This window comes from Streptomyces sp. WAC 01529 (genome assembly GCF_003945545.1).
GTDB classification, from domain to species: Bacteria; Actinomycetota; Actinomycetes; order Streptomycetales; family Streptomycetaceae; genus Streptomyces; species Streptomyces anatolicus.
The window spans coordinates 3,745,155-3,766,596 of record NZ_CP029617.1 but is presented as its reverse complement, the minus strand read 5'-3'; the positions used below and the strand labels follow the sequence as shown (position 1 = coordinate 3,766,596).

Genomic DNA, 21,442 nt, shown 5'->3' with positions numbered 1-21,442 from the left:
CTGGTACGGGCGCGACGGGCTAGGCCTGAGGCTGGCGCACGGGCTCGGCGGCACTGACGTCCCCCACGGAAACGTCCGCCGCGGCCTCCTCCTTCTCCTCGGGGAGCCCCCGCATGAGCCCCCAGTACCCGACCGCGGCCCCCGTCCCGATCACCGCACACGCCCCCCACAGCCACTCCGCCCCGAACCGGTCGATCATGAAACCGGACATCAGCGGCGCGACCAGCGCGGCCACGGACCAGGACATCGTGTACATGCCCTGGTAGCGCCCGCGGCCATGGGTGGGGGAGAGGCGTACGACCAGGCTGGTCTGGGTCGGCGCGTTGACGATCTCGGCGAGCGTCCACACGCACACCGTCAGCGCGAAGACCCCGACGGACCCGGCGAAGGCGGTGAGCCCGAAGCCGTACCCCGCGACGACCGACGAGATCACCAACAGCCGCCGCGGGTCCCGGTGTTCGATGAAGCGCGTGACGGGGATCTGGAGGACGACGATCAGTACGCCGTTCACGGCGATCGCGAGCCCGTAGTCGGCGGGTGTGAACCCCGCCTCGCCCATCGCGACCGGCAGTCCCACGGACCCCTGCTGGAAGATCAGCGCCACGAGGAACGAAAGCCCCACGACTCCCATGAACCGCCCGTCCCGCAGGACGGTCCCGAGCCCGACCTCGGGCTCGGCGGCCTTCTCCAGCGCACTCCGCACGGGCCGCGACTCGGGAAGCTTCGCGAAGACGACGATCGCGCAGACCAGCGTCATGGCGGCCTCGATGAGGAAACCGGCGCGATAGCTGTACGAGGCGATGAACCCGGCGCCCGCCGAGGAGATGGCGAAGCCGAGGTTGATGGCCCAGTAGTTGAGCGAGAACGCCCTCACGCGGTCCTCCGGCCGCACGATGTCCGCCATCATCGCCTGCACGGCGGGCCGCGACGCGTTGCTCGCCATGCCCACCAGGAAGGCGACGCCCGCGATCGCGAGGGGCTGCTCCATGAAGCCGAGCAGCGCCACGGAACCGGCCGTCGACGCCTGCGCGATCAGCAGCGTGGGCCGCCGCCCGAGCCGGTCGGTCATCACCCCCGCCCCCAGCGAGGAGACGACGCCGCCGAGCCCGTGGAGGGCGGCGACCAGCCCCGCGTACGAGGCGGAATAGCCCCGGTCCAGGGTCAGGTAGAGCGCCATGAAGGTGGCGACGAAGGCCCCCAGCCGGTTCACCAGGGTGCTCGTCCACAGCCACCAGAAGGCGCGGGGGAGACCTGAGACGCTCTCGGTGACGGCACGTCTCATGGCGGTGAATGACATCGCGGTCCCCCCGAATGTAAGCGTCTCTAGCAGCCGTCACACATTACGACCCCGTGATCCGCCCCCGCCACTCGATTGACGCGACCCGTCAACCGTCACCCGCGCTCCCGCCTCTCACGCGCCCCTCGCGCTCCCCTCTCGGGGCCGCCACGCCCGCGCGCGAGGCCCGCCGGGGTTCGATTACGCTCAGAGGCATGGCCGACGCACCGTACAAGCTGATCCTCCTCCGCCACGGCGAGAGCGAATGGAACGCGAAGAACCTGTTCACCGGCTGGGTGGACGTCAACCTCAACGAGAAGGGCGAGAAGGAGGCGGTCCGCGGCGGTGAGCTGCTCAAGGACGCCGGCCTGCTCCCCGACGTGGTCCACACGTCGCTCCAGAAGCGCGCGATCCGCACCGCGCAGCTGGCCCTCGAGTCCGCCGACCGCCTCTGGATCCCGGTGCACCGCAGCTGGCGCCTGAACGAGCGCCACTACGGCGCCCTCCAGGGCAAGGACAAGGCCCAGACGCTCGCCGAGTTCGGCGAGGAGCAGTTCATGCTGTGGCGCCGCTCGTACGACACCCCGCCGCCCGCCCTGGACCGCGACGCCGAGTACTCCCAGTTCGCGGACCCGCGCTACGCCACGCTCCCCCCCGAGCTGCGCCCCCAGACGGAGTGCCTGAAGGACGTGGTCGTCCGGATGCTCCCGTACTGGTTCGACGGCATCGTCCCCGACCTCCTGACCGGCAAGACGGTCCTGGTGGCGGCCCACGGCAACAGCCTGCGCGCCCTGGTCAAGCACCTGGACGGCATCTCGGACGCGGACATCGCGGGCCTGAACATCCCGACGGGCATCCCGCTCTCGTACGAACTGGACGCCGACTTCAAGCCGCTGAACCCGGGCGGCACCTACCTCGACCCGGAGGCCGCGAAGGCGGCGATCGAGGCGGTCAAGAACCAGGGCAAGAAGAAGTAAGTTTTACGATCATGCCCCTGAGCTGCGCATACGGCGCGACTCAGGGGCATTTTCACGCCCTGGGCCCTCTGTGGGACCTCAGCGCAGCGGGTCCTGCGGCGGGCGGAGTGCCCGAGGTACTCGCTCACGGCCTTGATGCTCTAGCCCGCGAGATCGGCGACCTTGCCGCCCGGAGCGAAAACACGTGATTATCACCCCCGCAGAGCCGCACGACGTAGCCAAGTTGCTGGCCTTCCGTGAGGAGGCCGCAGCTTAGCTACGCGGCCTTGGCTCCGACCAGTGGAGCCGCCCGTACCCGGCAGACAAGCTACTGGCCACGATCGAGGTGGGCACGGTGTTCATGCTTCGCGACGGGCACACCACCGCTGGCACCATCACGCTCACCCCGGACGCCGAAGACGGTCTGTGGACTGACGAGGAACTGACCGAACCGGCGACGTTCGTCAACAAGCTCACCGTCGCCCGCGAGTCGCCGGGCAGAACCTTGGTGGTCGGCTGCTCGATTGGGGGGGTGACCGCGCGCACTGGGCGGGTGGTCGGTGGCTCCGACTGGACGCGTGGACGACAAACGAGTCGCCCGAGCGGTACTACCTCACTCAGGGCTTCACGTACGTCCGTACGGTCCGGGAAGGTACCGCTGTGAATGGCGGACCACGGGTCTCCGGGTGGCCTGCACAGCGACCCGCACGACCCGCAGATCATGGATTTACGGACCATACGCCAGCGCCCGCACGGCTTCCATTCGCAGCTTGGTCAGATCAAGGTTCGATTTCGTTTCTCGCGGCGACTCCATACGCAATTTCAGACGCTGATTGGGCGACATTGATCTCATTAACCTCGAAAAGAGCCGGCTGCCTTTGCTCTTCACTGTAGTGCCGGGTCACGTGGTCGAGGGACGAACGTTCTTCACTCGTCAATGAAGTGAGCAGGCTCAGTGCGACCGGAGCGAATGTTCCCAGCGGGAACTTTGCTGCGGTCCTTCCCTTTCCTGTTCGGCTAGGGAAGTCGCAAACCAAGGGGCGAGAGCCAAAAAGCGAAGCGACCGCTGTCTGTACGTATGCGGTGGAGCTGAAGGTTTTTGAGAGCTTTAGGAGTTCTTCGTCGTGAGAAACGTCGTCTCGATTGACTGTGGCATAAGAGACGGTGCGAGTGGGAGTTGCTAGTTCAAGTTCACTGATCGGAATCCTGCGTGCCTCTGATCGGCGCAGCAGTTCTTGAAGCGAGATCCCGTCCCCTTCTTGGGCTGCAACCCTCAGCTCATCGACCTTGCCTGCGAAATAGGTAGTTGACCGAGGGCCGCGAAGGCACAGCATCTCTCTTTCAAGTTTCCAACGGAAGTCTGTGTTCTCTTCTTCCCCCAGCTCTTGCTGATGCTCGATGATTCGGCAGGCGCGCGCATGCAGCACGTCAAGGTTACTGCCAACGAGAAATTGCAAGTTTTCCGAATCGTCTTCCAGGTGCAGCCGGGAGATGGATTCGAGCGTTAGAGGGCGGCCGATCCTGCGCCAAAACTCGAAGTCGTCAATTGGCGGTAGTTCCATGAGGAATTCGAGCGCGGTGCCATCGAGGTCTCCTGCCATGTCCTGCTCGCCAGGGAAATTGGAGGCCATTCCGCCTGAGCCCACCCACACAGCACCGAGGAAGCGAAGAAGTCTTGATGTCCGGCGCCTATCGAAGTGACCGGAAATCTGAGCAACTGCGGCGGCCGTCGCTCCTGAGTCCAACCTCTGTGCGCCGTTGAAACCAGCCGCGACGCTGGAAGCCATTGCCTCCGCTTCCCTCTCGGTTAGGAGACCTCGACCTCCTTGAAGAACCGCGCTCGAAGCGAGCCCCACGACCGGTTCGTTGTAGCGGCTTTGAATCAAGACTTCCATTCCACGCGAATCTGCGAGAAGCGTATCGTCGTCGCGTGACGAGTCTCCCCGTTCATCCATACCCAGTGGGTTATCATTCACAGGGTCCAGAGCGAATACGATCGGGTCGTGCTTGCGAATTGTCTCGACGTCATCGCGGAGCACCGCAGGGCGTGTGTCAGACTTCAGAAAAACGAAACGTTCACGTTCATTTGGCCATGAGAGTACGAGGTCTGGGGCGAAGCTATGGTTAAAGAAGTCAGTCTTCTTGACCGTTGCGCGAGTATCCGTCTGCGCGAGTTCATGGGCAACGACGTTTTTGATCCGGTTGACTGCTTCACGCGGATCCGGGGCCTCGAATGCCGCATGCAGTGCACTGGAAAAGTCAGTCACGGTCACCGGACCCCCTCCAGTACTTCATTCTTCTGAATAAGTGCGCGATGTTCGCGGGTTATGACGAGTTGCTCTTGCTTGTCAGACAGTACGATCATCCATAGGCGGTCGGCTACCCATCCCACAAGTTCGTTGTCAATGTGTGACTGGACTTCCTCTGGTGGAATGTCGCCGAAAACGTCGGAGCTGTGCTTGTGTAGTGCTTTTTCTATCCACTCCTTGGAAAGAAGTTTGTTCCAGTCTTGTACATTGAATGGACACCATGTGATCCACATGAAGTGGTCAACGAAACACTGCGGGTTGCTCGCGATTACATAGCATTTAGCAAGGTAACTGAGGTAGTGGGTTCCCTGATCTCCCGGCGACGAATATTTCTTGCATTCTGCCATGAAGATATCGTTGTCGAATTCACCGCCGCAGAGCAGCCCGCCGAGATCTAGAGAGAACTGGGTCTGCTTTCCTTTCGGCCATTGGAATGTCATGCGGCGGCTCCACTTGGCGTCCGTGTTGGTCCAAGAGGCCTTGACGCGCGTGGTGGCTTCCAGCCACTCCTTCGCGCGTCTGGCACCGTCGGCGCCGATCTCATGCAGATCTTCTCCCGGCATGTGGTGACCATACGTGTCAGCTGCCCCCCATGACAGGGGTTCGTCACGCTCCAAGAGCGGTCAACTACGCGGAGTATGGAGCCCGGTGGCGGCCAAACTGCGGCCAGCACGAAGGGGGTGTGCTCCCGCAGGAGGGTCAAAGGGCAGGCCAGAGGCGCTTCTTGGGGCTTGCAGTGCACGCCTTTGCAAACCGCCCGTGGTACCGGGTCTCTATTGAATCGCTGCCCCCGACAGGTGTGTCGGTCGCGGTGGTGGGGAGAGCAGGACCGACAGACACACAGCGGAGGGGACGATTCGTGTCGGAGTGGGAGAAGAAAGCTGCAGCGCAGGCCAAGCGTGCCGCGAACCGGACAGGCGACGGCCAGTTGACAGACGCAGTTGGAGAGGGTCTCGCGGCCGTGACATACGCAGTGCTCCAGGGCGCATTCATGGCCCAGAGGCCGCGCGTCTGGTTGGACACGCGATGCTCAGCAGCCAGCACGTGGGTGCGAGGAGAGGACATCGTGAGCGCCCGCGTGCGCGAAGCTGACGACAACGCAGGTGGACAGTTCGTCCTAGAGGTCTTCGTTCTCGGTCTGCCCACTGCTGATGGGTGGTTAACCGTCGCCACAGGTGCCAGCGAGTGGTTCGAGCTGAACGCGGCCGAGCAATTGCTGACTCTTCTGGAAGAGACGGCCCGGAGCGACGACGACGAGCCGCCGGCAGTCTTCGTGACGATCCACGGAGAGACGGACGACAAGCATGGCCTCGCCGTGGATCGCAACTATTGACGACAGAGGGGCCGGTGATGACGCGGAACTGCGGGCGAAGGGAGAGCTGCGCCCGCAAGCCGGGTGAAGGCTGCTCCTCTTCGTGAGTGATGCCCGAGGCGACATCGTCGGGTCCTCCCTGGGCTCTCTCTGGGCCCTCCGAGGCCGACCGACGACGACCACCAACGACCGACAACGACGGCTCGACGGCAGGTCAGGTGAGGTGCGCGGCCCGCTGACCAGGGGCGGGAAACGGGCCCGCCAGACCCAGGGCAAGAAGAAGTAAGCGGAAGCAGCCCCACCGCGAGCTGCAGAGGCCCCCTGCCCGTGGTTCACCACGGGCAGGGGGCCTACGCCGTCCTGGGCGTATCACTCGCACTCGGTCAGGTGGCCGGAAGTCGGTAGGACAGGACGTAGGCGTCGGCGGCCATGACGGTGTCGCAGACTTCGACGGCCCGCTTCTCGGTGTCGTACGCGGTCCGGATGAGGTGGATGACCGGCACGCCGGAGGCGAGCTGGAGCGTCTTGACCTCGGTGGGGGTGGGCATCCGGGCTCGGATCTCCTCGTCGAAGTGGTCAAGGCGGTGGCCGAGTTCCTCGAGGCGGGCGTAGATGCCGCCGGGGCCGGGGTTGGGTTCGGCGATCCGCGTACCGCGTGCGATGTCGAGCGGCAGGTAGGAGGTGGCGAACTCGACGGGCCGCCCGTCGAGCAGGTACCGGCGCCGACGGACGAGCACCCGCCGCACGGAGCCGCCGAGCCGGGTGGAAATGTCCCGCGTGGCCTTCTCCTCCTTGACCTCCAGGCTGTCCACCTGCGGATAACCGCCGGCGGCATCGGCCTCGACGAGGAACGCGGACTTGCCCTGCTCGCGGTGGCGACGGGCGAAGCGGTCGGAAGCGAGTCGCCGCACGGGCGGCCGTGTCCGCACGAAAACACCTTTGCCGTGCTCGGCGCGGACCAGGCCCTCGCCCTGGAGCATAGAGAAGGAGTTGCGCACGGTCATCCGGGAAACCCCGTAGTGCTCGACGAGTTCGGCCTCGGAAGGCAGCTTCTCGCCCTCCGCGAAGCGCCCGCGGTCGATGGCCTCGCGCAGCTGGTCGGCGATCTGCCGGAAGACCGCACGGTCGCTCGTGGGATCGACAGCACCGAGCGAGCTCGGGAGTGCGGTCACGCGTACTCCTTTAGATATCTAGACAAGTGGGCGAGTGCCGTTGCTACGGTGTGAGCCTAGTCATCCGAGAGGGTGTTGAGGGAGCCGAGGAACGTGAGCGCTGACCGTCCGCACTCCGTGAGCGTCGCCGGAGTCATCGTCGACGACCAGGACCGGGCCCTTCTGATCAAGCGCCGCGACAACGGCCATTGGGAACCCCCGGGCGGCATCCTCGAACGCGAGGAAACCATCCCCGAGGCTTTGCAGCGCGAAGTTCTCGAAGAAACCGGCATCAAGATCGCACTTCCCGCGACCCTCACCGGCATCTACAAGAACATGACGGGCCTGATCGTCTCCATGGTCTTCCGCTGCGAGGCCGCCGACGGCACGCCCACCACCGGCGACGAGACCCGAGCTCTGCGCTGGGCCACCCGCGAAGAAGTCACCGAACTCGCCGACGAGGCATACGCGATCCGCGTCCTGGACGCACTCGACGCCACGTCCCCGCCAGCCATCCGCGCCCACGACGGCGTCAAACTCGTCTAGCTCGAACCCGCTGCACAGGGCGGCCTACCAGCACGAAGGAACTTGTATGCACGAGTATACGAGCACTATCCGAGTCTGGGGCCTCACTTGCCCAGGTTTCCCTGAAGAGGTCAGCCGGGCCCGACGCTGGACGCGCGACATCCTTCGTGACTCGCCCCTGGCGGACGACGCCGAACTGATCGTGAGCGAGCTGAGCGCGAACGCAATCCTGCATACGGCCAGCGGTCGCCAGTCGGGCAGCTTCTCTCTGGCCGTCGAGGTATCACCGCAGATGGTCGCCCTCTCGGTCACGGACAACGGAGGCACCGGAACCGCCCCGAAGGTCGAGCACAAGGACGCGGATGCGGAACACGGCAGAGGGCTGGGCATGGTCAGCGCGATCGCACACCGGGTCGTCGTCCGCGACAGCGACAAGGGCCACACGGTGACCGCGGAGCTCTTCACCGATGCCGGCCGAGGGGCGCAACCATGCGGATGAGCGAGCCGCGGCGCGGCTACTGGTGCGAGTGCTGGACGGAACCGGTCACGGGCTACGAAGGCGGGCCCTATCTACGAGCGTCGTTCGACGCCTACTCGGCACCGCAGGCCGACAGGTGGGTAGCGATCGCACTCCGCACCATCTCACCGGCCCTGGACGCCGACGCTTCGGACGAAGCCTGGGGATGGCTGTACGCGAGCCGGGTCCAGACCCGCAGAGCGCTCTTGCGCATGGAGCCGTGCAGAGTCTCCGTGACGCACGCCGACACCCGAATCACCTGGACGATACGACCAGTCGTCTTCCTACCCCTCGCCCACCGCCAGGTAGCCGAACTTCCAGCCTGTGCACACGACTTCAAGCCCCACCAATCGGACTGAGTTACAACTTTCTCTACTGGTTCAAGGCGGCTCGCTCCGCTCCCCGCGCGCGGCCCGGCTCCCCGGGCCGCCGCTCCTGTCTCCGCCCCGCTCCGGCCCGGTCCACCAGGCCGCGCGGCAAGAGCTGGCGGCCAACTGACCTCCGGGACATCGTGGCTGGGGCGGTCGGCTCCACGGCTTTACGCAGCCACTTTGGGGCGAGCCTCTAAGATCTTGGCCCCAACGTCGTGCTTTAACGGGCAGGTCCACAGACTGCCCGACTCGCCGGAAGCTTACGGGGCCAAGATCACTCGCCCCAAAGCAGCTCCAGCCCAAAGCCGCTCCGCCGACCTAGGTCGCATCCGCTCACCATACGCGCTCCTGCCAAAGTTCACGCGAAAAAAGCTTGCCCCACCTTAAGATAGAGCCCTCACTATGAGTAGCCGCACCGGCATCTAAACGCCAAGTAGGACAGGCAGGGGCGAGTTTCAAATGACGGAAGATCGGGACTTTCTAACTTGGACCCCGAAGGAAGCAACGGAGGCCGCTTGTAGATTCTACGAGCAGCACGCGCGAGACATGCAGCATGCCGCGTCCGCAAGCCTGATCTTGCAAGAATACGAGCGCTTACTAAGAAGTTTAGGCGCGGCCTTCTCAGAGATCGCCCCTGACGGCCCCGAAGCTCTATTCCCGGAGTTCCACCAGCGCCGCGATCGCATGAGGGAAACCGTTGAAACCATCACGCCTGCCAGCGCCGAGCTAGGCCTGACTCGCTGCGTAGAGAACTTCTTGTGTTACGTGTCTGACGTCATCACGGACGCCCTAATTGCACGCCCTGAGCTACTTAGAACTCAAGAACAAGTGACTCTTGAGGATGTGTTGGAACACGAAAGCATTGAAGGGTTTATTTCTTGGGCAGCAGAGAGGCGCGTTGCGCAACTATCCTTCAAGGGGCTCGAAGATATCGCACAGTATATCAAGAAGAGACTCGGACTAGAGCTGCATCAAGAAGAGACTGATTGGCTCAAGTTGAAAAAGGGCGTGGCTCTCAGGAATCTAATCGTCCATCAACGGGGCGTAATCGATCAACGCTTCATCTATGTCACCGGGCAGACAGATCTAACCAAAGGGTCTGCATACAAGACGACGATGAAAGACTATGTGCGCACTGCGGAAAGCGCGATGAAGATCGTGGGGGAGTTCGACGTGAAAGTGGCGTCGAAGTTCTCGATTACCCAAAGGAGTACTGAGAACGAGAAATGGTACAGCCCCGGGCGGTGGGGGCCTCAAGGCGGGCAGAATCGACGGAAGCCGACGGAGGGGACTGCCTCTCATGAAACTGAGAAGGTCGAGAGGCAACAGAAATCCTAGGAGTTCACTTCGTTATGAACCGGCTGCACGACTCCCCCTGCAGTCGCGGCCAGCCCCCGACACCAGGATAGGCTCAATTCTTACGGATACGGGACCGCGCACGCTCAAGAACGTCATCGTAAGTAACAATTGAAAGGTTCGGAAGATCAGACTCAGCGTTGCGAAGGTCGATCGCTCTATAACCACTACGCTTCCCGATGAGGACCATCATCCTCGGTCTGAAGAATCGAAGCCCGTAACTATTCTCGACCGCAGCCCTCTTATCGCAATCTTCGAAGTATGCCTGATACTCACGCAGTTGCGCAGAGGCTTCCATGATTGCGGAACTCACTCGCACTCTATTCTTGCTCACACGAAGCAGCTTAGTTTTCGGGAGCTTTAGCTCCAGCAAGTCACATAGTGCGTTGGAATTATTCGGCTTCAGGGCGAAGTCGGGGATAAGTGGGCCATCATTGTCCCTCTTCAACACCACATGAGGGCGAGCTTCCTCATAAGTGTCCCCGCACAAAAATTCAGGGTTCCTCTCAAAAAAGCTCTGCAGATCACGCTCTTTCGTGTGCATTGAGTTTATCAAGTCCTCTAGCTCTTGAACGAGCGATCTCCACGCCGAAGACTCCATAGACGCAACGTGCAGGAAGCTATGTAGCTGCCCGGGCGTCCCAGAGATCCTGATACGGCCGTCTGGAAGGACGGAGACGAGCCTCAGTTTCCCATCAATCAATTCAAGCCCGAGCGCGTCAGCGTCATTATCAGGCATTCCCTCGCCTGGATCCTCATCGGGATGTTGCATAAGCTTTACGCGAGAGGCCTGAGGCCCTTTTTCGCCTTGCTCAATTCCGAACTCGACTCGTTGCCCCTCCTGGAGGTTTCGGTATCCCGTCATTTCGATGACGCTATAGTGCACAAATAGGTCTGCACCGCCATCAACCGCAACGAAACCATACCCTTTCTCCGAGTTAAACCACTTCACCGTGCCCTGCGCCATCACGCCCCCAATGCTCTCTACCCGACACTTGCAACACTCCGTCGCGGGAATCGTAGAGCGCGCCGCTGACAACGTCCGGGCTCGTGGACGTCAGCAGACCATTAGCGCAGGTGACATGCTTAGTTACCCAAGGGCAGGGAGCATCCCAAGTTGCTTCGGGACGAAGGGGGCCCCGCACAAGACGTGCGCACCACATGCGCACCAGATGAGGCGGGAACCACGGCGAACGCAACCGTGGCCCGCGAGGCCGATAGTTGGCCGTTCGCCCAGGTCAGCAACCGAACTGGCTTCAAGTGATCGCAGCTTCCCAAGCTGATGACCTCGGCGTAGTCCTCGCACTGATGTCTCTGCCCTCACTGGTGCGGGGGGATAGTTCAGCGTGATGTTGTTCTGGCCCGTCGCTGGGTGAGGCTTCCGGCGACCCGTTCAAGGCCAGTCGAGGAAATGGGCCCGTGAGAAGGCACGACGAAGCTCCGATTTCGAAGCGGACGACTGACTACGCCCAGAAGGTGCTGAGTCCTCAGCACCTTCTCGAAACCCCTCTACCTGAGCTTCTTGCCGAGCTGGACGTCACGTTGGATCAGTCTTCGATCACCGACCCACGCTTCACGGGTGCTGCTTTCGTCGCCCAAGACCGCTTGTTTCTTTCGATGAGACCGGGCCAACCGGACTCGGAGCGCGATGCCGTTGCACGAGCCCTGTTGGGCCGCGTGATCGGTGTTCCGTTGTCGCCGTTGCCTGAGCCATACCGGATGAGTGAGGTCTGAGTCGGCTAGCTACTTGGGCCGTCCCTGGGCCGTCCGAGGGAGCTCGACAGTGGCCAATGACGACCAACGACGACCACCAAGCGCGCGAGCCCACGACCCCTGACCAGCAAGAACCCAGGTCACCAAGATCCCCGACAACACCCAGGGCAAGAAGAAGTAACGCGCACCATTACGCCCCCGCCCCGCGAGTCATCGCGGGGCGGGGGTTTTTAGCGGCGGGGGGCGACCAGCTCGCGGGCCGGGGGCTTCCCGGCGTTCCGGCGGCCGGCACTCCGGCCGCCGGCTCACGGACTCCCCGAGTCCGAGATCCCCTGGGCCAGTTCACCGACCACGTCCAGGATCCACTGGCCGAAGCCCGTCGGGGCGATCAGTACGCCGAAGACGAGGACGATGACCACCGTCAGCTGCTCGTCGTTGCGGCTCCTGGCCTCGGTGCGTCTTCGGAGGCGAAGGATGATGACGACAGCCAGGAGAACCGCCACGTTGATCGTCAGCACCATCGGCCAGACCCCCTCGCGCGAGAACGTCCCGACCTCCCTGTGTAGCCCGAAGACCCCCGCGACGGCCGCCCAGTCCCCCTCACTTGGCAGTAAAGCGCGCATCCGCGACCGAATCAGCACGTGCGGGCCGCCTATGCCAAGAGACCTGTACGCCAGGAGGCCGCCGCCCCGCCAACAGCCGCGCTACCTCGTGAAGTTCAGGTACTTCCACGCCCCGTGCGTCGTCGAGTTCACGTTGTCCCCCGACGTGCCGTTCACGTACGACGAGCGGATCCGCGCGCGGATGCCCGACTCGCCGGGGGCCTCCAGGCGGACCGTGGACTTGCCGGAGGTGCCGAGCTTGAAGTACTCCGAGCCCGTGGTGTGCCACTTGCGGTCCGGGCCGTAGACCTGGAGTTCGAAGCGCTGCTTGCGGCCCTCGTAGTACGTCATCGTCGTGGCGAGCACCGGATCGGTGTTCTTGTGGAAGTAGTGGTACTTCGTCGAGCCGATCTTGCCCGTCTTGTAGTGCTGGGAGACGGAGCTGGAGATCTTGACCTTGGCGTACGCGGTCGACGTCGCCTTCGCGGAGGCCGAGCGCGCGTCCCCGGAGAAGACGGCCGTGACCTTCGTGTCGCGCTTCATGTCGACCGTGGCCCTCAGGTCGCCGTGCGAGTCGACGGCTCCCTTCTTGACCAGCTTGTTGGGCTTGTCGGCGCCGTAGGGGTCCGCCCAGATCTCGACCGTGCGGTTCTTGTACGTCGTACCGAGGTGCGCCGTGAAGGAGACGTCCGCGCCGTAGCCGTAGACCTTGCCGTTCTTGTCGAGGGTCAGGGTCGTCTTGGTGCGCGAGACCTCCACCGTGTCCGACGCGGAGGCCGCCGCGTGCGTGGCGTCACCCCCGTACGCGACCTCGTACGTCACCTTGCCGCCCGCCGGCGGGCTGTCGGTGAAGGAGTACGAGCCGTCCGCCTTGGTCTTGACCGGGGGCAGCGCCTTGCCGTCGCGGGACTCGACGTCCTTGCGGACCACGGTCAGCTCGGTGCCGGCCGGGAGGCCGGATCCGGTGAGCTTGCCCTTGACGGTGAGCGGCTTGGCCCGGGGCGCCTTCGCGGGCGCCTCGACCGTGAGCGTGGGCAGCGACTTGGCCGGGTCGGTCAGGACCCGCAGCGAGAAGACGCCCTCGCTGTTCGAGGAGACCGCGAAGAGCCGGCTGCCGTCCGGTGCCCAGGCAAGACCGCCCTCGGCGAGCGTGTCCGCGCCGCTGGTCTGCCCGGTGTTCGGGAAGTCGTACTCCCGCACCTTGGACCACTTGCCCTGCCGGTAGATGTGCACGTCCGGCCCGTACGAGGAGGAGGTGCCCGCCGCCACGGTGCCGTCGGGGGCGATGTCCACGGCCGCGCCGTAGGCCCCGGAGTCGTAGCGGCCCAGGGGGGACAGGTCCTTCGTGGAGTACACCGGGTGGTAGTACGGGGCGCCGCTCGCCGTGATGATCTGCGTGCCGTCGGGGGAGACCGCGATGTCGTCGAAGAAGCTGCCCTCCACCGACTTGTTGACCCGCAGCTCCGGCTTCGCGCCCGAGACGTCGTACACCGCGAGGGCGTCGCTGCTGGTCTCCTTCTCACCGGCGACGAGCACACCCGAATCGGGGTCGGAGCCCAGCTCGGGCGCGCCGTAGAAGTCCGCCTCGCCCTCCTGGCCGAGCGCCACGACCGGCTCGCTCCCGGAGAGGTCCAGCGAGCCGATGCCGCCCTCGCCGGAGCGCCCGTGGCCGAACCAGAGCTTGCCGCTCGCCCACGCCAGCGTGCGCGGCTTCTCGGCACCGCCGAGGGCGTGACTGGCGGTCTGGGAGTACGAGGCCGTCTCCACGGAGACGATCCGGTTCAGGCCCGCGACCGCCGCGTACACCTGGCCGGAGTCGGGCGAGAGCGCGAGGCCCTCGACGTCCGGCAGCCCGTCCAGGGTGGCCTTGGCGGTGCCCGCGTAGTCCGTGACGACGATCTTGCCGCCCTTGGGGTCGGACACGTAGACGCGCCGGTGTTCGCCGTCGACCAGGACGTCACCGGCCGACCGCACGTCCAGGAGCTTGTCGGAGTCGGCCGCGGCCGGACCGGACGCGACGGCGACAAGCGCCGCCGAGCTGAAGAGGACCGCGAGCGCCGTCGCGGTCGAGAGGGTGCGCGTACGCACGTTGATGTGACCCCCCACATGGAAGGCCCGGGCCGTGTGCCCGGGCCCGGAACCCCCGTTCACAGCGCAGGCTATGGCATGTCTGTGACAGGAGTGGAGGGAGCGGAGGGAGTTTTACGAGGTGGCTCTCCCCCGGGGCCGACCGGGGCCCGAAACGAGATAAGCGCGCGTGCGCCGTTGATGCGCCCTGCCCGGCGGGGTTGGAATGGGCGCAGGCAAGTGCGTTCCGTACGCCTTCGAGGAGGAGACCCATGGCCGAGTCCCCCACGCCCGTAGTCATAGAGATGAACTGCAGCTGCGGCCCCGGCTGCTCGTGCGGCTGTCAGTCCGGCGGCTCATGCCAGTGCGGCGGCGGCTGCGGCTGACGCCCGACAGAAACACACGTGCCCCGCACGGCAATCGATCCCGTGCGGGGCACGCGCGCGCGGCGAGGAAGACCTAGGCCCCTTCCACCGACGCGGAGCCCGCCCCCGGCCCCGACGCCTGGATCTCGTCCGCGTGCTCGCCCGTGACCAGGTACACGACCCGCTTCGCGACCGAGACCGCGTGGTCCGCGAAGCGCTCGTAGTAGCGGCCGAGCAGCGTCACGTCGACGGCCGTCTCGATGCCGTGCTTCCAGCGGTCGTCCATCAGGTGCTGGAAGAGCGTGCGGTGCAGCTGGTCCATCTCGTCGTCGTCCTGCTCCAGCTGGAGCGCGAGATCGACGTCCTTGGTGATGATGACCTCCGCCGCCTTCGCCATCAGGCGCTGCGCGAGCTGGCCCATCTCCAGGATCGTGGCCTGCAGGTCCCGCGGCACCGCCGAGTCCGGGAAGCGCAGCCGGGCCAGCTTGGCGACGTGCTGGGCGAGGTCGCCCGAGCGCTCCAGGTCGGCGCTCATCCGCAGCGAGGTCACGACGATGCGCAGATCCGTGGCGACCGGCTGCTGCCGCGCGAGCAGGGCTATCGCCCGCGCCTCCAGCTCGTGCTGGAGATCGTCGACCTTCTGGTCGGCGGCGATCACGCTCTCGGCCAGCTTCAGATCGGCGTCGAGCATGGCCGTCGTGGCGCGCCCGATCGCGGACCCGACCAGGCGGGCCATCTCGACCAGGCTCTCGCCGATCGAGTCAAGTTCCTCGTGGTACGCGTCCCGCATGTGGCTGTCCCTCTCTCGGTACGTCTCAGGGGGCTGGCCCCTACGCTCCCACGGTGCGGCCCTTAACCGTCCGTTTCCGGCACCCCGAATGAACCGCCACCGTCATCAAGGTGAACTGTGGGCGACGCGGTACGACACCTCCGAACGGGCCCGCCCCGCCCCGACCGGGGGAAATGAACCGGTGCCGTCCCCATGGTGAACTCTGAGCGACGAGTGTTCGAGGCGGCACCCGTTTGGCTGTGGCCGACACCGACCCGGCGCATAACCTGGACGCATGGACGTGAACGCGGCGGTCGCCGCAGCTGCAGCGATCGCCGGGGTGTGCACCGGCGTCATCGCCATGCTGGCGTTCCGCTGGAGCGAGCGCGAACAGAAACGCCCCACCCGGACCTCCCTGCACACGGACCCCGTCCTGCCACCCGGCGTGGACACGGTCCTCTCCGTGCTGCGCTCCTCCGCGGTCGTACTCGACGAGGCCGACAGCGTGGTCAAGGCCAGCTCGGCGGCGTACGCGCTCGGACTCGTCCGCGGCGGCAAGCTCGCCGTCGAGCCGATGCTCCAGATGGCCCGCGACACCCGCCGCGACGGGGAGATACGCCAGGTCGAACTGGACCTCCCCCGGCGCGGCACCGGCCGCGGCGAGGCCCTCGCGGTCTCGGCCCGGGTGGCCCCCCTCGGCTCCCGGCTCGTGCTGCTCCTGGTCGAGGACCTCACGGAGGCCCGCCGCATCGAGGCCGTACGCCGCGACTTCGTGGCGAACGTGTCCCACGAGCTGAAGACCCCCGTGGGCGCCCTCAGCCTCCTCTCCGAGGCCGTCATGGACGCCTCCGACGACCCCGAGGCGGTCGAACGCTTCGCGGGCCGCATGCAGATCGAGGCGACCCGCCTCACCAACCTCGTGCAGGAGCTGATCGACCTCTCCCGCGTCCAGAACGACGACCCCCTGGAGGACGCCGAGCCCGTCCGCGTCGACGAACTGGTGGCGGAGGCGATCGACCGCAGCCGCCACCAGGCCTCCCACAAGCAGATCACCCTGGCCGCCGGGGGGACCGCCGAGCTCCAGATCTGGGGCAACCGCGGCCAGCTCGCCGCGGCCCTCGGCAACCTCGTCGAGAACGCCGTGAACTACAGCCCCGCCCGCACCCGGGTGGGGATAGCCGCCCGCCGGGTCACCGCACCCGGCGGGGACCTCATCGAGGTCGCGGTCACCGACCAGGGCATCGGCATCTCCGACAAGGACAAGGAGCGCATCTTCGAGCGCTTCTACCGCGTCGACCCGGCCCGCTCCCGGGCCACCGGCGGCACCGGCCTCGGCCTCGCCATCGTCAAGCACGTCGCCGCCTCGCACGGCGGAGAGGTCACCGTGTGGAGCTCCGAGGGACAGGGCTCCACCTTCACCCTGCGGCTGCCGGAGGCGGCCGCGCACCGCGAACGCGGATCACGTCACGGCGGCGGACCCAGCGCGGAGCACGCCGTCCCCGATGGCGCCCCCGCGTCCGCCGCGACCACTACGTACGAACCCATTCCTGCCCCGGAGGTCCTTCCGTGACCCGAGTGCTCGTCGTCGAGGACGAGGAATCCTTCAGCGACGCTCTGTCCTACATGCTCCGCAAAGAGGGCTTCGAGGTCGCCATCGCGGCCACCGGCCCGGACGGACTCGACGAATTCGAGCGCAACGGCGCCGACCTCGTCCTGCTCGACCTGATGCTGCCCGGCCTGCCCGGCACCGAGGTCTGCCGCCAGCTGCGCAGCCGCTCCAACGTCCCGGTGATCATGGTCACCGCCAAGGACAGCGAGATCGACAAGGTGGTCGGCCTCGAAATAGGAGCCGACGACTACGTCACCAAGCCCTTCTCCTCGCGCGAACTGGTCGCCCGCATCCGCGCGGTCCTGCGCCGCCGGGGCGAGCCGGAGGAGGTCACCCCGCAGGCCCTGGAGGCGGGCCCCGTCCGCATGGACGTCGACCGCCACGTGGTCACGGTCTCCGGCTCCAAGGTCGACCTGCCGCTGAAGGAGTTCGACCTCCTGGAGATGCTCCTGCGCAACGCGGGCCGCGTCCTGACCCGGATGCAGCTCATCGACCGCGTCTGGGGCGCGGACTACGTGGGCGACACCAAGACCCTCGACGTCCACGTCAAGCGCCTGCGCGCCAAGATCGAGCCGGACCCGGGCGCCCCGCGCTACCTGGTGACGGTCCGCGGCCTCGGCTACAAGTTCGAGCCGTAAACCGCGAGCGGCCCCTGACGACGAAGAGGGCGGGACCCCGGCCGGGGTCCCGCCCTCTTCATACGTACGTCGATCAGTGCTCGGTACCCGTACCGGCGTCCGCGCTGTGCGAGGCGGAGCCCGACGGGTCCGTGCTCGCGGCACCGGACGCGTGGCCCGACGGGTCGGTGGAGGCACCCGTGGAAGGCTCGCCCGGCTCACCGGACTGACCGGGCTTACCGGACTGGCCCGGCTTACCGGACTGGCCCGGCTTGCCCGACTGCCCCGGCTTGGCGCCCGGCGCCTGCGGCACCTCGGTCGGGCCCCACTCCTTGAAGTAGCCCTCGGCGGGCACGACGAACGCCTTGAGCTTCACGTTCCCGGTCTCGCTGAAGGCGAAGGTGATCCGCTGCGCGTTGCCGTCCTTGACGGCGTCGCGGCTGCTGGGCAGGACGGCCGAGGCGTTGTCCTTGCCGCCGATGACGACGGAGCCGCCGGCCGGGATGGTCAGCTGGTTCGGCTTGGACGTCTTGTCGTCCTTCGCGGGCGTGATCTTGGCCTTCTTGCCGGTGCCGTCGACCGTGATCGACTCCAGGCTCTGGGCGGTCGTGCCGGCGTTGAAGACCGTCGCGGCGACCACGGCCGGGCCCTTGGACTTCAGGTCCGGCTGGGTGATGACCATGGCGTTCTGGATCTTGATGTCACCGACGGAGGTGGCCGCGTTGTCCGGCTTGACCTCCAGCGTCTGAGCGTTGTTCCCGGCGCCGCACGCGGCGAGCGAGGCAAGCGAGAACGCGATGGCGGTGGCGGCGATGGCGCCGCGTCGAAGGCTGCGGCTCACGGCGGCGGCTACTCCTTGAACGTGGGCGATACGGGAGGGGGCGGACGGCCGTGAAGCCGCCCTGAGGCGACCGTGGAGCCGCCCTAAGGGTGTGTCAGCGCGCTTAGGTTACCGAGCCGTTCCCACACCGCCGCACCCGACCCGCCCCTCGGGGCCGCGAGCCCGTCTCATTGCTCCCTCGTTCATCATTCACATAAGCGCCGTCAAGAGCGCCGCCCCGAACGTCTCGCGGATTTCCGGTAAGGAATGCGTGGGGAGCCGGGAAATTGATCATCCGGCGGCTTGATCAATTCTGGAATCCTGTCCGACGGAGTGCGGTACGCCTCTCCGGCCTCCGAACGGAGCAGCGAAAGTTCACCGCTTGGAACCGCGCAAACCGGGACGTTCGGCCCCTCCTGGGCCTCTTGAGGGGCGCATAACGCCCGCGTTTCCGCCTCCCCGGAGAGCCGCTCCGACCTGCGAATACCCCGTTCCGACAGCCCTCCGCAGCACGTTCCTGTTGCTGTTGTCAAGCCCCGAGATATGCCCTGACCTGCGAAAACGCCATTCAGAAGAGGCGGTTCTCGTGTTAGGATGGATAGCCACGGAAGGGGTACCTGTCACATGACGTTCAAGGTTGGCGACACCGTGGTCTATCCCCATCACGGGGCCGCGCTGATCGAGGCTATCGAAACTCGCCAGATCAAAGGCGTGGACAAGACCTACTTGGTGCTGAAGGTCGCCCAGGGCGATCTGACGGTGCGTGTGCCAGCGGACAATGCGGAGTTCGTCGGCGTGCGTGATGTGGTCGGTCAGGACGGGCTGGACCGGGTCTTCGAGGTACTGCGCGCGCCGTACGCCGAAGAGCCCACGAACTGGTCGCGTCGCTACAAGGCAAATCTCGAGAAGCTCGCCTCCGGCGATGTCATCAAGGTCGCGGAAGTCGTGCGTGACCTGTGGCGTCGGGAGCGTGAGCGTGGACTGTCCGCCGGTGAGAAGCGCATGCTCGCCAAGGCGCGGCAGATTCTGGTGAGCGAGCTGGCGCTCGCGGAGAACACGAACGAGGACAAGGCCGAGGCCCTGCTCGACGAGGTCCTCGCGTCCTGACGCCGTCGTCACTGGCGCAATGATGCCGCGGTGCCCGCTGACCCTCAAGGGGAGTCGCCGGGCGCTGCGGCATGTTCAGCCCTGTTTGGCGTGCCGGGCTCGGGCAGCTGGCTCGATCGGATTCACGGAAAGGGTCCGGTCGACATGTCGTGCCCGACACGGTGAGGCCATACCCACGTCGGCCGAGCACACAAACCTGAACGGAACCGATGTCTAGCGAATCCCGTACCGCGGTGGTCATTCCCGCGGCAGGACGGGGCGTGCGCCTCGGCCCTGGCGCCCCCAAAGCGCTCCGCGCGCTGAACGGCACCCCGATACTCATCCACGCCGTCCGCGCCATGGCGGCGTCCCGCGCCGTCTCCCTCGTCATCGTCGTGGCACCCCCCGACGGCGCCCCCGAGGTCAAGACGCTCCTCGACGACCACGCGCTGCCCGAGCGCACCGACTTCCTCGTCGTGCCCGGCGGTGACTCCCGCCAGGAGTCCGTGCGGGCCGGCCTGGACGCGCTGCCGCCCGGCATCGACATCGTGCTGGTGCACGACGCGGCCCGCCCGCTGGTGCCCGTCGACACGGTCGACGGCGTCATCGCGGCCGTGCGCGAAGGAGCGCCCGCCGTGGTGCCCGCGCTCCCGCTGACCGACACCGTCAAGCAGGTCGAGCCCGCGGCCGCGCCCGGCGAGGCCGAGCCCGTCGTGGCCACCCCCGAGCGGGCCAGGCTGCGCGCGGTGCAGACCCCGCAGGGCTTCGACCGCGCCACGCTCGTACGCGCCCACGAGAGCGTCACCGACAACGTCACGGACGACGCCAGCATGGTCGAGCAGCTGGGTCTGCCCGTCGTCGTCGTGCCCGGCCACGAGGAGGCCTTCAAGGTGACACGCCCCCTCGACCTCCTCCTCGCGGAGGCCGTCCTCGCGCGCCGGAGGGCCAACGATGGCTTCTGAGCCGGCCCCCGTACTGCCCCTCGTCGGCATCGGCACCGACATCCACGCCTTCGAAGAGGGCCGCGAGCTGTGGTGCGCGGGCCTGAAGTGGGAGGACGAGGGACCGGGGCTCGCCGGACACTCCGACGCCGACGTCGTCGCGCACGCCGCGTGCAACGCGCTCTTCTCCGCGGCCGGCCTCGGCGACCTCGGCGCGCACTTCGGCACCGGCCGCCCCGAGTGGTCCGGCGCCTCGGGCCTGACCCTCCTCACCGAGGCCGCCCGCATCGTGCGGGACGCCGGTTTCACCGTCGGCAACGTGGCCGTGCAGGTCATCGGCCCGCGCCCGAAGATCGGCAAGCGCCGCGACGAGGCGCAGAAGGTGCTCTCCGACGCCGTGGGCGCGCCGGTCTCGGTCTCCGGGGCCACCACCGACGGCCTCGGCTTCCCCGGCCGCGGGGACGGCCTCGCCGCGGTCGCCACCGCGTTGGTCGTACGTACGTCGCACTGACGGCGATATCGGGTAGGGGTATGGCTCGTACCGGCGAGGCTCTCGCAGCCGATCGTCCCCGAAGGAGTGAAGCCATGTCCGCCGCACTGTCCGACCAGCTCAAAGCCCTCCTCGACGCCCCGTCCTTCATCACCGTCGCCACCATCCAGCCCGACGGCAGCCCGCAGCTGTCGCCGGTCTGGGTGAAGCGGGACGGCGACGACGTGCTGTTCTCCACGACGATCGGCCGCCGCAAGGAGAAGAACCTGCGCCGCGATCCGCGCGTGACGGTGCTGCTCCAGCCCTTCGACGCGCCTTATACGTACGCGGAGATCCGCGGCACGGCACAGCTGACGACCGAGGGCGGCCAGGAACTCATCGACGAGCTGTCGCTGAAGTACACGGGCAAGAAGTACGCCGAGTTCAACCCCGCCTCGAAGGACGACGCCCCGCGCGTGGTGGTGCGGGTCTCCGCGCGGAAGGTCGTGGGGCGGGTCTGAGGGCGGGCCCGCGGGCAGGCCTGAGGGCGCCCCGCGTCACAGTTCCGTGCCCTGTGGGCCAAGGGGGCGTGGGGCACTGTCCCGCGCCCA

At 66.3% G+C, this 21,442-nt stretch carries 22 protein-coding genes and 2 pseudogenes; 14 read left to right on the top strand and 10 right to left on the bottom strand.

Annotated features, from left to right (window positions below; translation table 11 throughout):
* Nucleotides 1-19: 19 nt before the first annotated feature.
* The gene (locus DMA15_RS16800; RefSeq protein WP_125513638.1) at nt 20-1,297 is read right to left on the bottom strand and encodes an MFS transporter; all 1,278 of its coding nucleotides are present in this window, start codon (nt 1,295-1,297) and stop codon (nt 20-22) included.
* 194 nt (nt 1,298-1,491) lie between these two features.
* Here DMA15_RS16800 and DMA15_RS16795 point away from each other — a divergent pair, with 194 nt between their 5' ends.
* Nucleotides 1,492-2,253 carry a phosphoglyceromutase gene (locus DMA15_RS16795; RefSeq protein WP_125513636.1) on the top strand — a complete coding sequence of 254 codons (762 nt, stop codon included), beginning with the start codon at nt 1,492-1,494 and terminating at the stop codon, nt 2,251-2,253.
* Between the two features lie 184 nt (nt 2,254-2,437).
* Nucleotides 2,438-2,982 (top strand): annotated as a pseudogene (locus tag DMA15_RS37495) (GNAT family N-acetyltransferase); the annotation flags it as partial.
* A 29-nt stretch (nt 2,983-3,011) separates the two neighbouring features.
* Here DMA15_RS37495 and DMA15_RS16785 read toward each other — a convergent pair.
* Both DMA15_RS16785 and DMA15_RS16780 read right to left on the bottom strand, forming a co-directional pair.
* The gene (locus DMA15_RS16785) at nt 3,012-4,505 is read right to left on the bottom strand and encodes a hypothetical protein (RefSeq protein ID WP_125513635.1); all 1,494 of its coding nucleotides are present in this window, start codon (nt 4,503-4,505) and stop codon (nt 3,012-3,014) included.
* Nucleotides 4,502-5,104: a hypothetical protein gene (locus DMA15_RS16780; RefSeq protein ID WP_125513633.1), complete on the bottom strand. Its 603-nt coding sequence runs from the start codon at nt 5,102-5,104 to the stop codon at nt 4,502-4,504. Before DMA15_RS16780 ends, DMA15_RS16785 begins: the two co-directional genes overlap by 4 nt.
* A 296-nt stretch (nt 5,105-5,400) precedes the next feature.
* On the opposite strand from DMA15_RS16780, the gene DMA15_RS16775 reads away from it, so the two are divergent.
* Nucleotides 5,401-5,874: a hypothetical protein gene (locus tag DMA15_RS16775; RefSeq protein ID WP_125513631.1), complete on the top strand. Its 474-nt coding sequence runs from the start codon at nt 5,401-5,403 to the stop codon at nt 5,872-5,874.
* A 362-nt stretch (nt 5,875-6,236) separates the two neighbouring features.
* Here the strand turns inward: DMA15_RS16775 and DMA15_RS16770 are convergent, their stop codons facing one another.
* Complete coding sequence (locus DMA15_RS16770; protein ID WP_125513629.1) at nt 6,237-7,025, bottom strand: GntR family transcriptional regulator; 789 nt, start codon at nt 7,023-7,025, stop codon at nt 6,237-6,239.
* Between the two features lie 117 nt (nt 7,026-7,142).
* On the opposite strand from DMA15_RS16770, the gene DMA15_RS16765 reads away from it, so the two are divergent.
* From DMA15_RS16765 to DMA15_RS16750, 4 genes are all read left to right on the top strand, one after another.
* Nucleotides 7,143-7,550: an NUDIX hydrolase gene (locus DMA15_RS16765; protein ID WP_125517832.1), complete on the top strand. Its 408-nt coding sequence runs from the start codon at nt 7,143-7,145 to the stop codon at nt 7,548-7,550.
* 46 nt (nt 7,551-7,596) lie between these two features.
* A complete protein-coding gene (locus tag DMA15_RS16760; protein ID WP_125513627.1) occupies nt 7,597-8,028 on the top strand; it encodes an ATP-binding protein in 432 nt (143 codons plus the stop codon).
* Nucleotides 8,019-8,405, top strand: a complete 387-nt coding sequence (locus tag DMA15_RS37490; RefSeq protein WP_125513626.1) for a hypothetical protein — start codon at nt 8,019-8,021, stop codon at nt 8,403-8,405. The genes DMA15_RS16760 and DMA15_RS37490 overlap by 10 nt, the downstream gene beginning before the upstream one ends.
* Before the next feature lie 558 nt (nt 8,406-8,963).
* Nucleotides 8,964-9,755 carry a hypothetical protein gene (locus DMA15_RS16750; RefSeq protein ID WP_125513624.1) on the top strand — a complete coding sequence of 264 codons (792 nt, stop codon included), beginning with the start codon at nt 8,964-8,966 and terminating at the stop codon, nt 9,753-9,755.
* Nucleotides 9,756-9,828: 73 nt separating this feature from the next.
* Here DMA15_RS16750 and DMA15_RS37485 read toward each other — a convergent pair whose 3' ends face one another.
* Nucleotides 9,829-10,512, bottom strand: a complete 684-nt coding sequence (locus tag DMA15_RS37485; RefSeq protein WP_346428947.1) for a Shedu anti-phage system protein SduA domain-containing protein — start codon at nt 10,510-10,512, stop codon at nt 9,829-9,831.
* A gap of 33 nt (nt 10,513-10,545) precedes the next feature.
* A pseudogene (locus DMA15_RS37480) lies at nt 10,546-10,740 on the bottom strand (cold shock domain-containing protein); the annotation flags it as partial.
* Nucleotides 10,741-11,192: 452 nt separating this feature from the next.
* Here DMA15_RS37480 and DMA15_RS16740 point away from each other — a divergent pair.
* The gene (locus DMA15_RS16740) at nt 11,193-11,507 is read left to right on the top strand and encodes a hypothetical protein (RefSeq protein WP_125513622.1); all 315 of its coding nucleotides are present in this window, start codon (nt 11,193-11,195) and stop codon (nt 11,505-11,507) included.
* A 284-nt stretch (nt 11,508-11,791) separates the two neighbouring features.
* On the opposite strand, the gene DMA15_RS16735 is transcribed toward DMA15_RS16740, so the two are convergent.
* From DMA15_RS16735 to phoU, 3 genes are all read right to left on the bottom strand, one after another.
* Nucleotides 11,792-12,007 carry a hypothetical protein gene (locus DMA15_RS16735; protein ID WP_125513620.1) on the bottom strand — a complete coding sequence of 72 codons (216 nt, stop codon included), beginning with the start codon at nt 12,005-12,007 and terminating at the stop codon, nt 11,792-11,794.
* Between the two features lie 183 nt (nt 12,008-12,190).
* Complete coding sequence (locus DMA15_RS16730) at nt 12,191-14,176, bottom strand: WD40 repeat domain-containing protein (protein ID WP_125513619.1); 1,986 nt, start codon at nt 14,174-14,176, stop codon at nt 12,191-12,193.
* A 438-nt stretch (nt 14,177-14,614) separates the two neighbouring features.
* Nucleotides 14,615-15,310, bottom strand: coding sequence for a phosphate signaling complex protein PhoU (gene phoU, locus DMA15_RS16725; RefSeq protein ID WP_125513617.1), 696 nt, complete (start codon nt 15,308-15,310; stop codon nt 14,615-14,617).
* A 274-nt stretch (nt 15,311-15,584) separates the two neighbouring features.
* Here phoU and DMA15_RS16720 point away from each other — a divergent pair, with 274 nt between their 5' ends.
* Both DMA15_RS16720 and DMA15_RS16715 read left to right on the top strand, forming a co-directional pair.
* Nucleotides 15,585-16,859 carry an ATP-binding protein gene (locus tag DMA15_RS16720; RefSeq protein ID WP_125513615.1) on the top strand — a complete coding sequence of 425 codons (1,275 nt, stop codon included), beginning with the start codon at nt 15,585-15,587 and terminating at the stop codon, nt 16,857-16,859.
* Complete coding sequence (locus DMA15_RS16715; protein ID WP_030682312.1) at nt 16,856-17,536, top strand: response regulator transcription factor; 681 nt, start codon at nt 16,856-16,858, stop codon at nt 17,534-17,536. The genes DMA15_RS16720 and DMA15_RS16715 overlap by 4 nt, the downstream gene beginning before the upstream one ends.
* Nucleotides 17,537-17,609: 73 nt before the next feature.
* Here the strand turns inward: DMA15_RS16715 and DMA15_RS16710 are convergent, their stop codons facing one another.
* Complete coding sequence (locus tag DMA15_RS16710; RefSeq protein WP_125513614.1) at nt 17,610-18,356, bottom strand: DUF461 domain-containing protein; 747 nt, start codon at nt 18,354-18,356, stop codon at nt 17,610-17,612.
* Between the two features lie 603 nt (nt 18,357-18,959).
* Here DMA15_RS16710 and DMA15_RS16700 point away from each other — a divergent pair.
* From DMA15_RS16700 to DMA15_RS16685, 4 genes are all read left to right on the top strand, one after another.
* Nucleotides 18,960-19,442, top strand: a complete 483-nt coding sequence (locus DMA15_RS16700; protein ID WP_003953493.1) for a CarD family transcriptional regulator — start codon at nt 18,960-18,962, stop codon at nt 19,440-19,442.
* 209 nt (nt 19,443-19,651) lie between these two features.
* Nucleotides 19,652-20,383 carry a 2-C-methyl-D-erythritol 4-phosphate cytidylyltransferase gene (ispD, locus tag DMA15_RS16695; RefSeq protein ID WP_125513612.1) on the top strand — a complete coding sequence of 244 codons (732 nt, stop codon included), beginning with the start codon at nt 19,652-19,654 and terminating at the stop codon, nt 20,381-20,383.
* Nucleotides 20,373-20,873 (top strand): 2-C-methyl-D-erythritol 2,4-cyclodiphosphate synthase, encoded by a 501-nt coding sequence (ispF, locus tag DMA15_RS16690; protein ID WP_125513610.1) that lies wholly within the window; start codon nt 20,373-20,375, stop codon nt 20,871-20,873. Before ispD ends, ispF begins: the two co-directional genes overlap by 11 nt.
* A 74-nt stretch (nt 20,874-20,947) precedes the next feature.
* Nucleotides 20,948-21,352: a PPOX class F420-dependent oxidoreductase gene (locus tag DMA15_RS16685; RefSeq protein WP_125513608.1), complete on the top strand. Its 405-nt coding sequence runs from the start codon at nt 20,948-20,950 to the stop codon at nt 21,350-21,352.
* Nucleotides 21,353-21,442: the final 90 nt, after the last annotated feature.

Bases quoted from the DNA above. Each gene is read 5' to 3' on its own strand.
- DMA15_RS16780 (WP_125513633.1), bottom strand. From the start codon at position 5,104: ATGCCGGGAGAAGATCTGCATGAGATCGGCGCCGACGGTGCCAGACGC.
- DMA15_RS16795 (WP_125513636.1), top strand. From the start codon at position 1,492: ATGGCCGACGCACCGTACAAGCTGATCCTCCTCCGCCACGGCGAGAGC.
- DMA15_RS16750 (WP_125513624.1), top strand. From the start codon at position 8,964: ATGCAGCATGCCGCGTCCGCAAGCCTGATCTTGCAAGAATACGAGCGC.
- DMA15_RS16735 (WP_125513620.1), bottom strand. From the start codon at position 12,007: ATGGTGCTGACGATCAACGTGGCGGTTCTCCTGGCTGTCGTCATCATC.
- ispD (WP_125513612.1), top strand. From the start codon at position 19,652: ATGTCTAGCGAATCCCGTACCGCGGTGGTCATTCCCGCGGCAGGACGG.
- DMA15_RS16720 (WP_125513615.1), top strand. From the start codon at position 15,585: ATGGACGTGAACGCGGCGGTCGCCGCAGCTGCAGCGATCGCCGGGGTG.
- phoU (WP_125513617.1), bottom strand. From the start codon at position 15,310: ATGCGGGACGCGTACCACGAGGAACTTGACTCGATCGGCGAGAGCCTG.
- ispF (WP_125513610.1), top strand. From the start codon at position 20,373: ATGGCTTCTGAGCCGGCCCCCGTACTGCCCCTCGTCGGCATCGGCACC.
- DMA15_RS16700 (WP_003953493.1), top strand. From the start codon at position 18,960: ATGACGTTCAAGGTTGGCGACACCGTGGTCTATCCCCATCACGGGGCC.
- DMA15_RS16685 (WP_125513608.1), top strand. From the start codon at position 20,948: ATGTCCGCCGCACTGTCCGACCAGCTCAAAGCCCTCCTCGACGCCCCG.
- DMA15_RS16760 (WP_125513627.1), top strand. From the start codon at position 7,597: ATGCACGAGTATACGAGCACTATCCGAGTCTGGGGCCTCACTTGCCCA.
- DMA15_RS37490 (WP_125513626.1), top strand. From the start codon at position 8,019: ATGCGGATGAGCGAGCCGCGGCGCGGCTACTGGTGCGAGTGCTGGACG.
- DMA15_RS16800 (WP_125513638.1), bottom strand. From the start codon at position 1,297: ATGTCATTCACCGCCATGAGACGTGCCGTCACCGAGAGCGTCTCAGGT.
- DMA15_RS37485 (WP_346428947.1), bottom strand. From the start codon at position 10,512: ATGCCTGATAATGACGCTGACGCGCTCGGGCTTGAATTGATTGATGGG.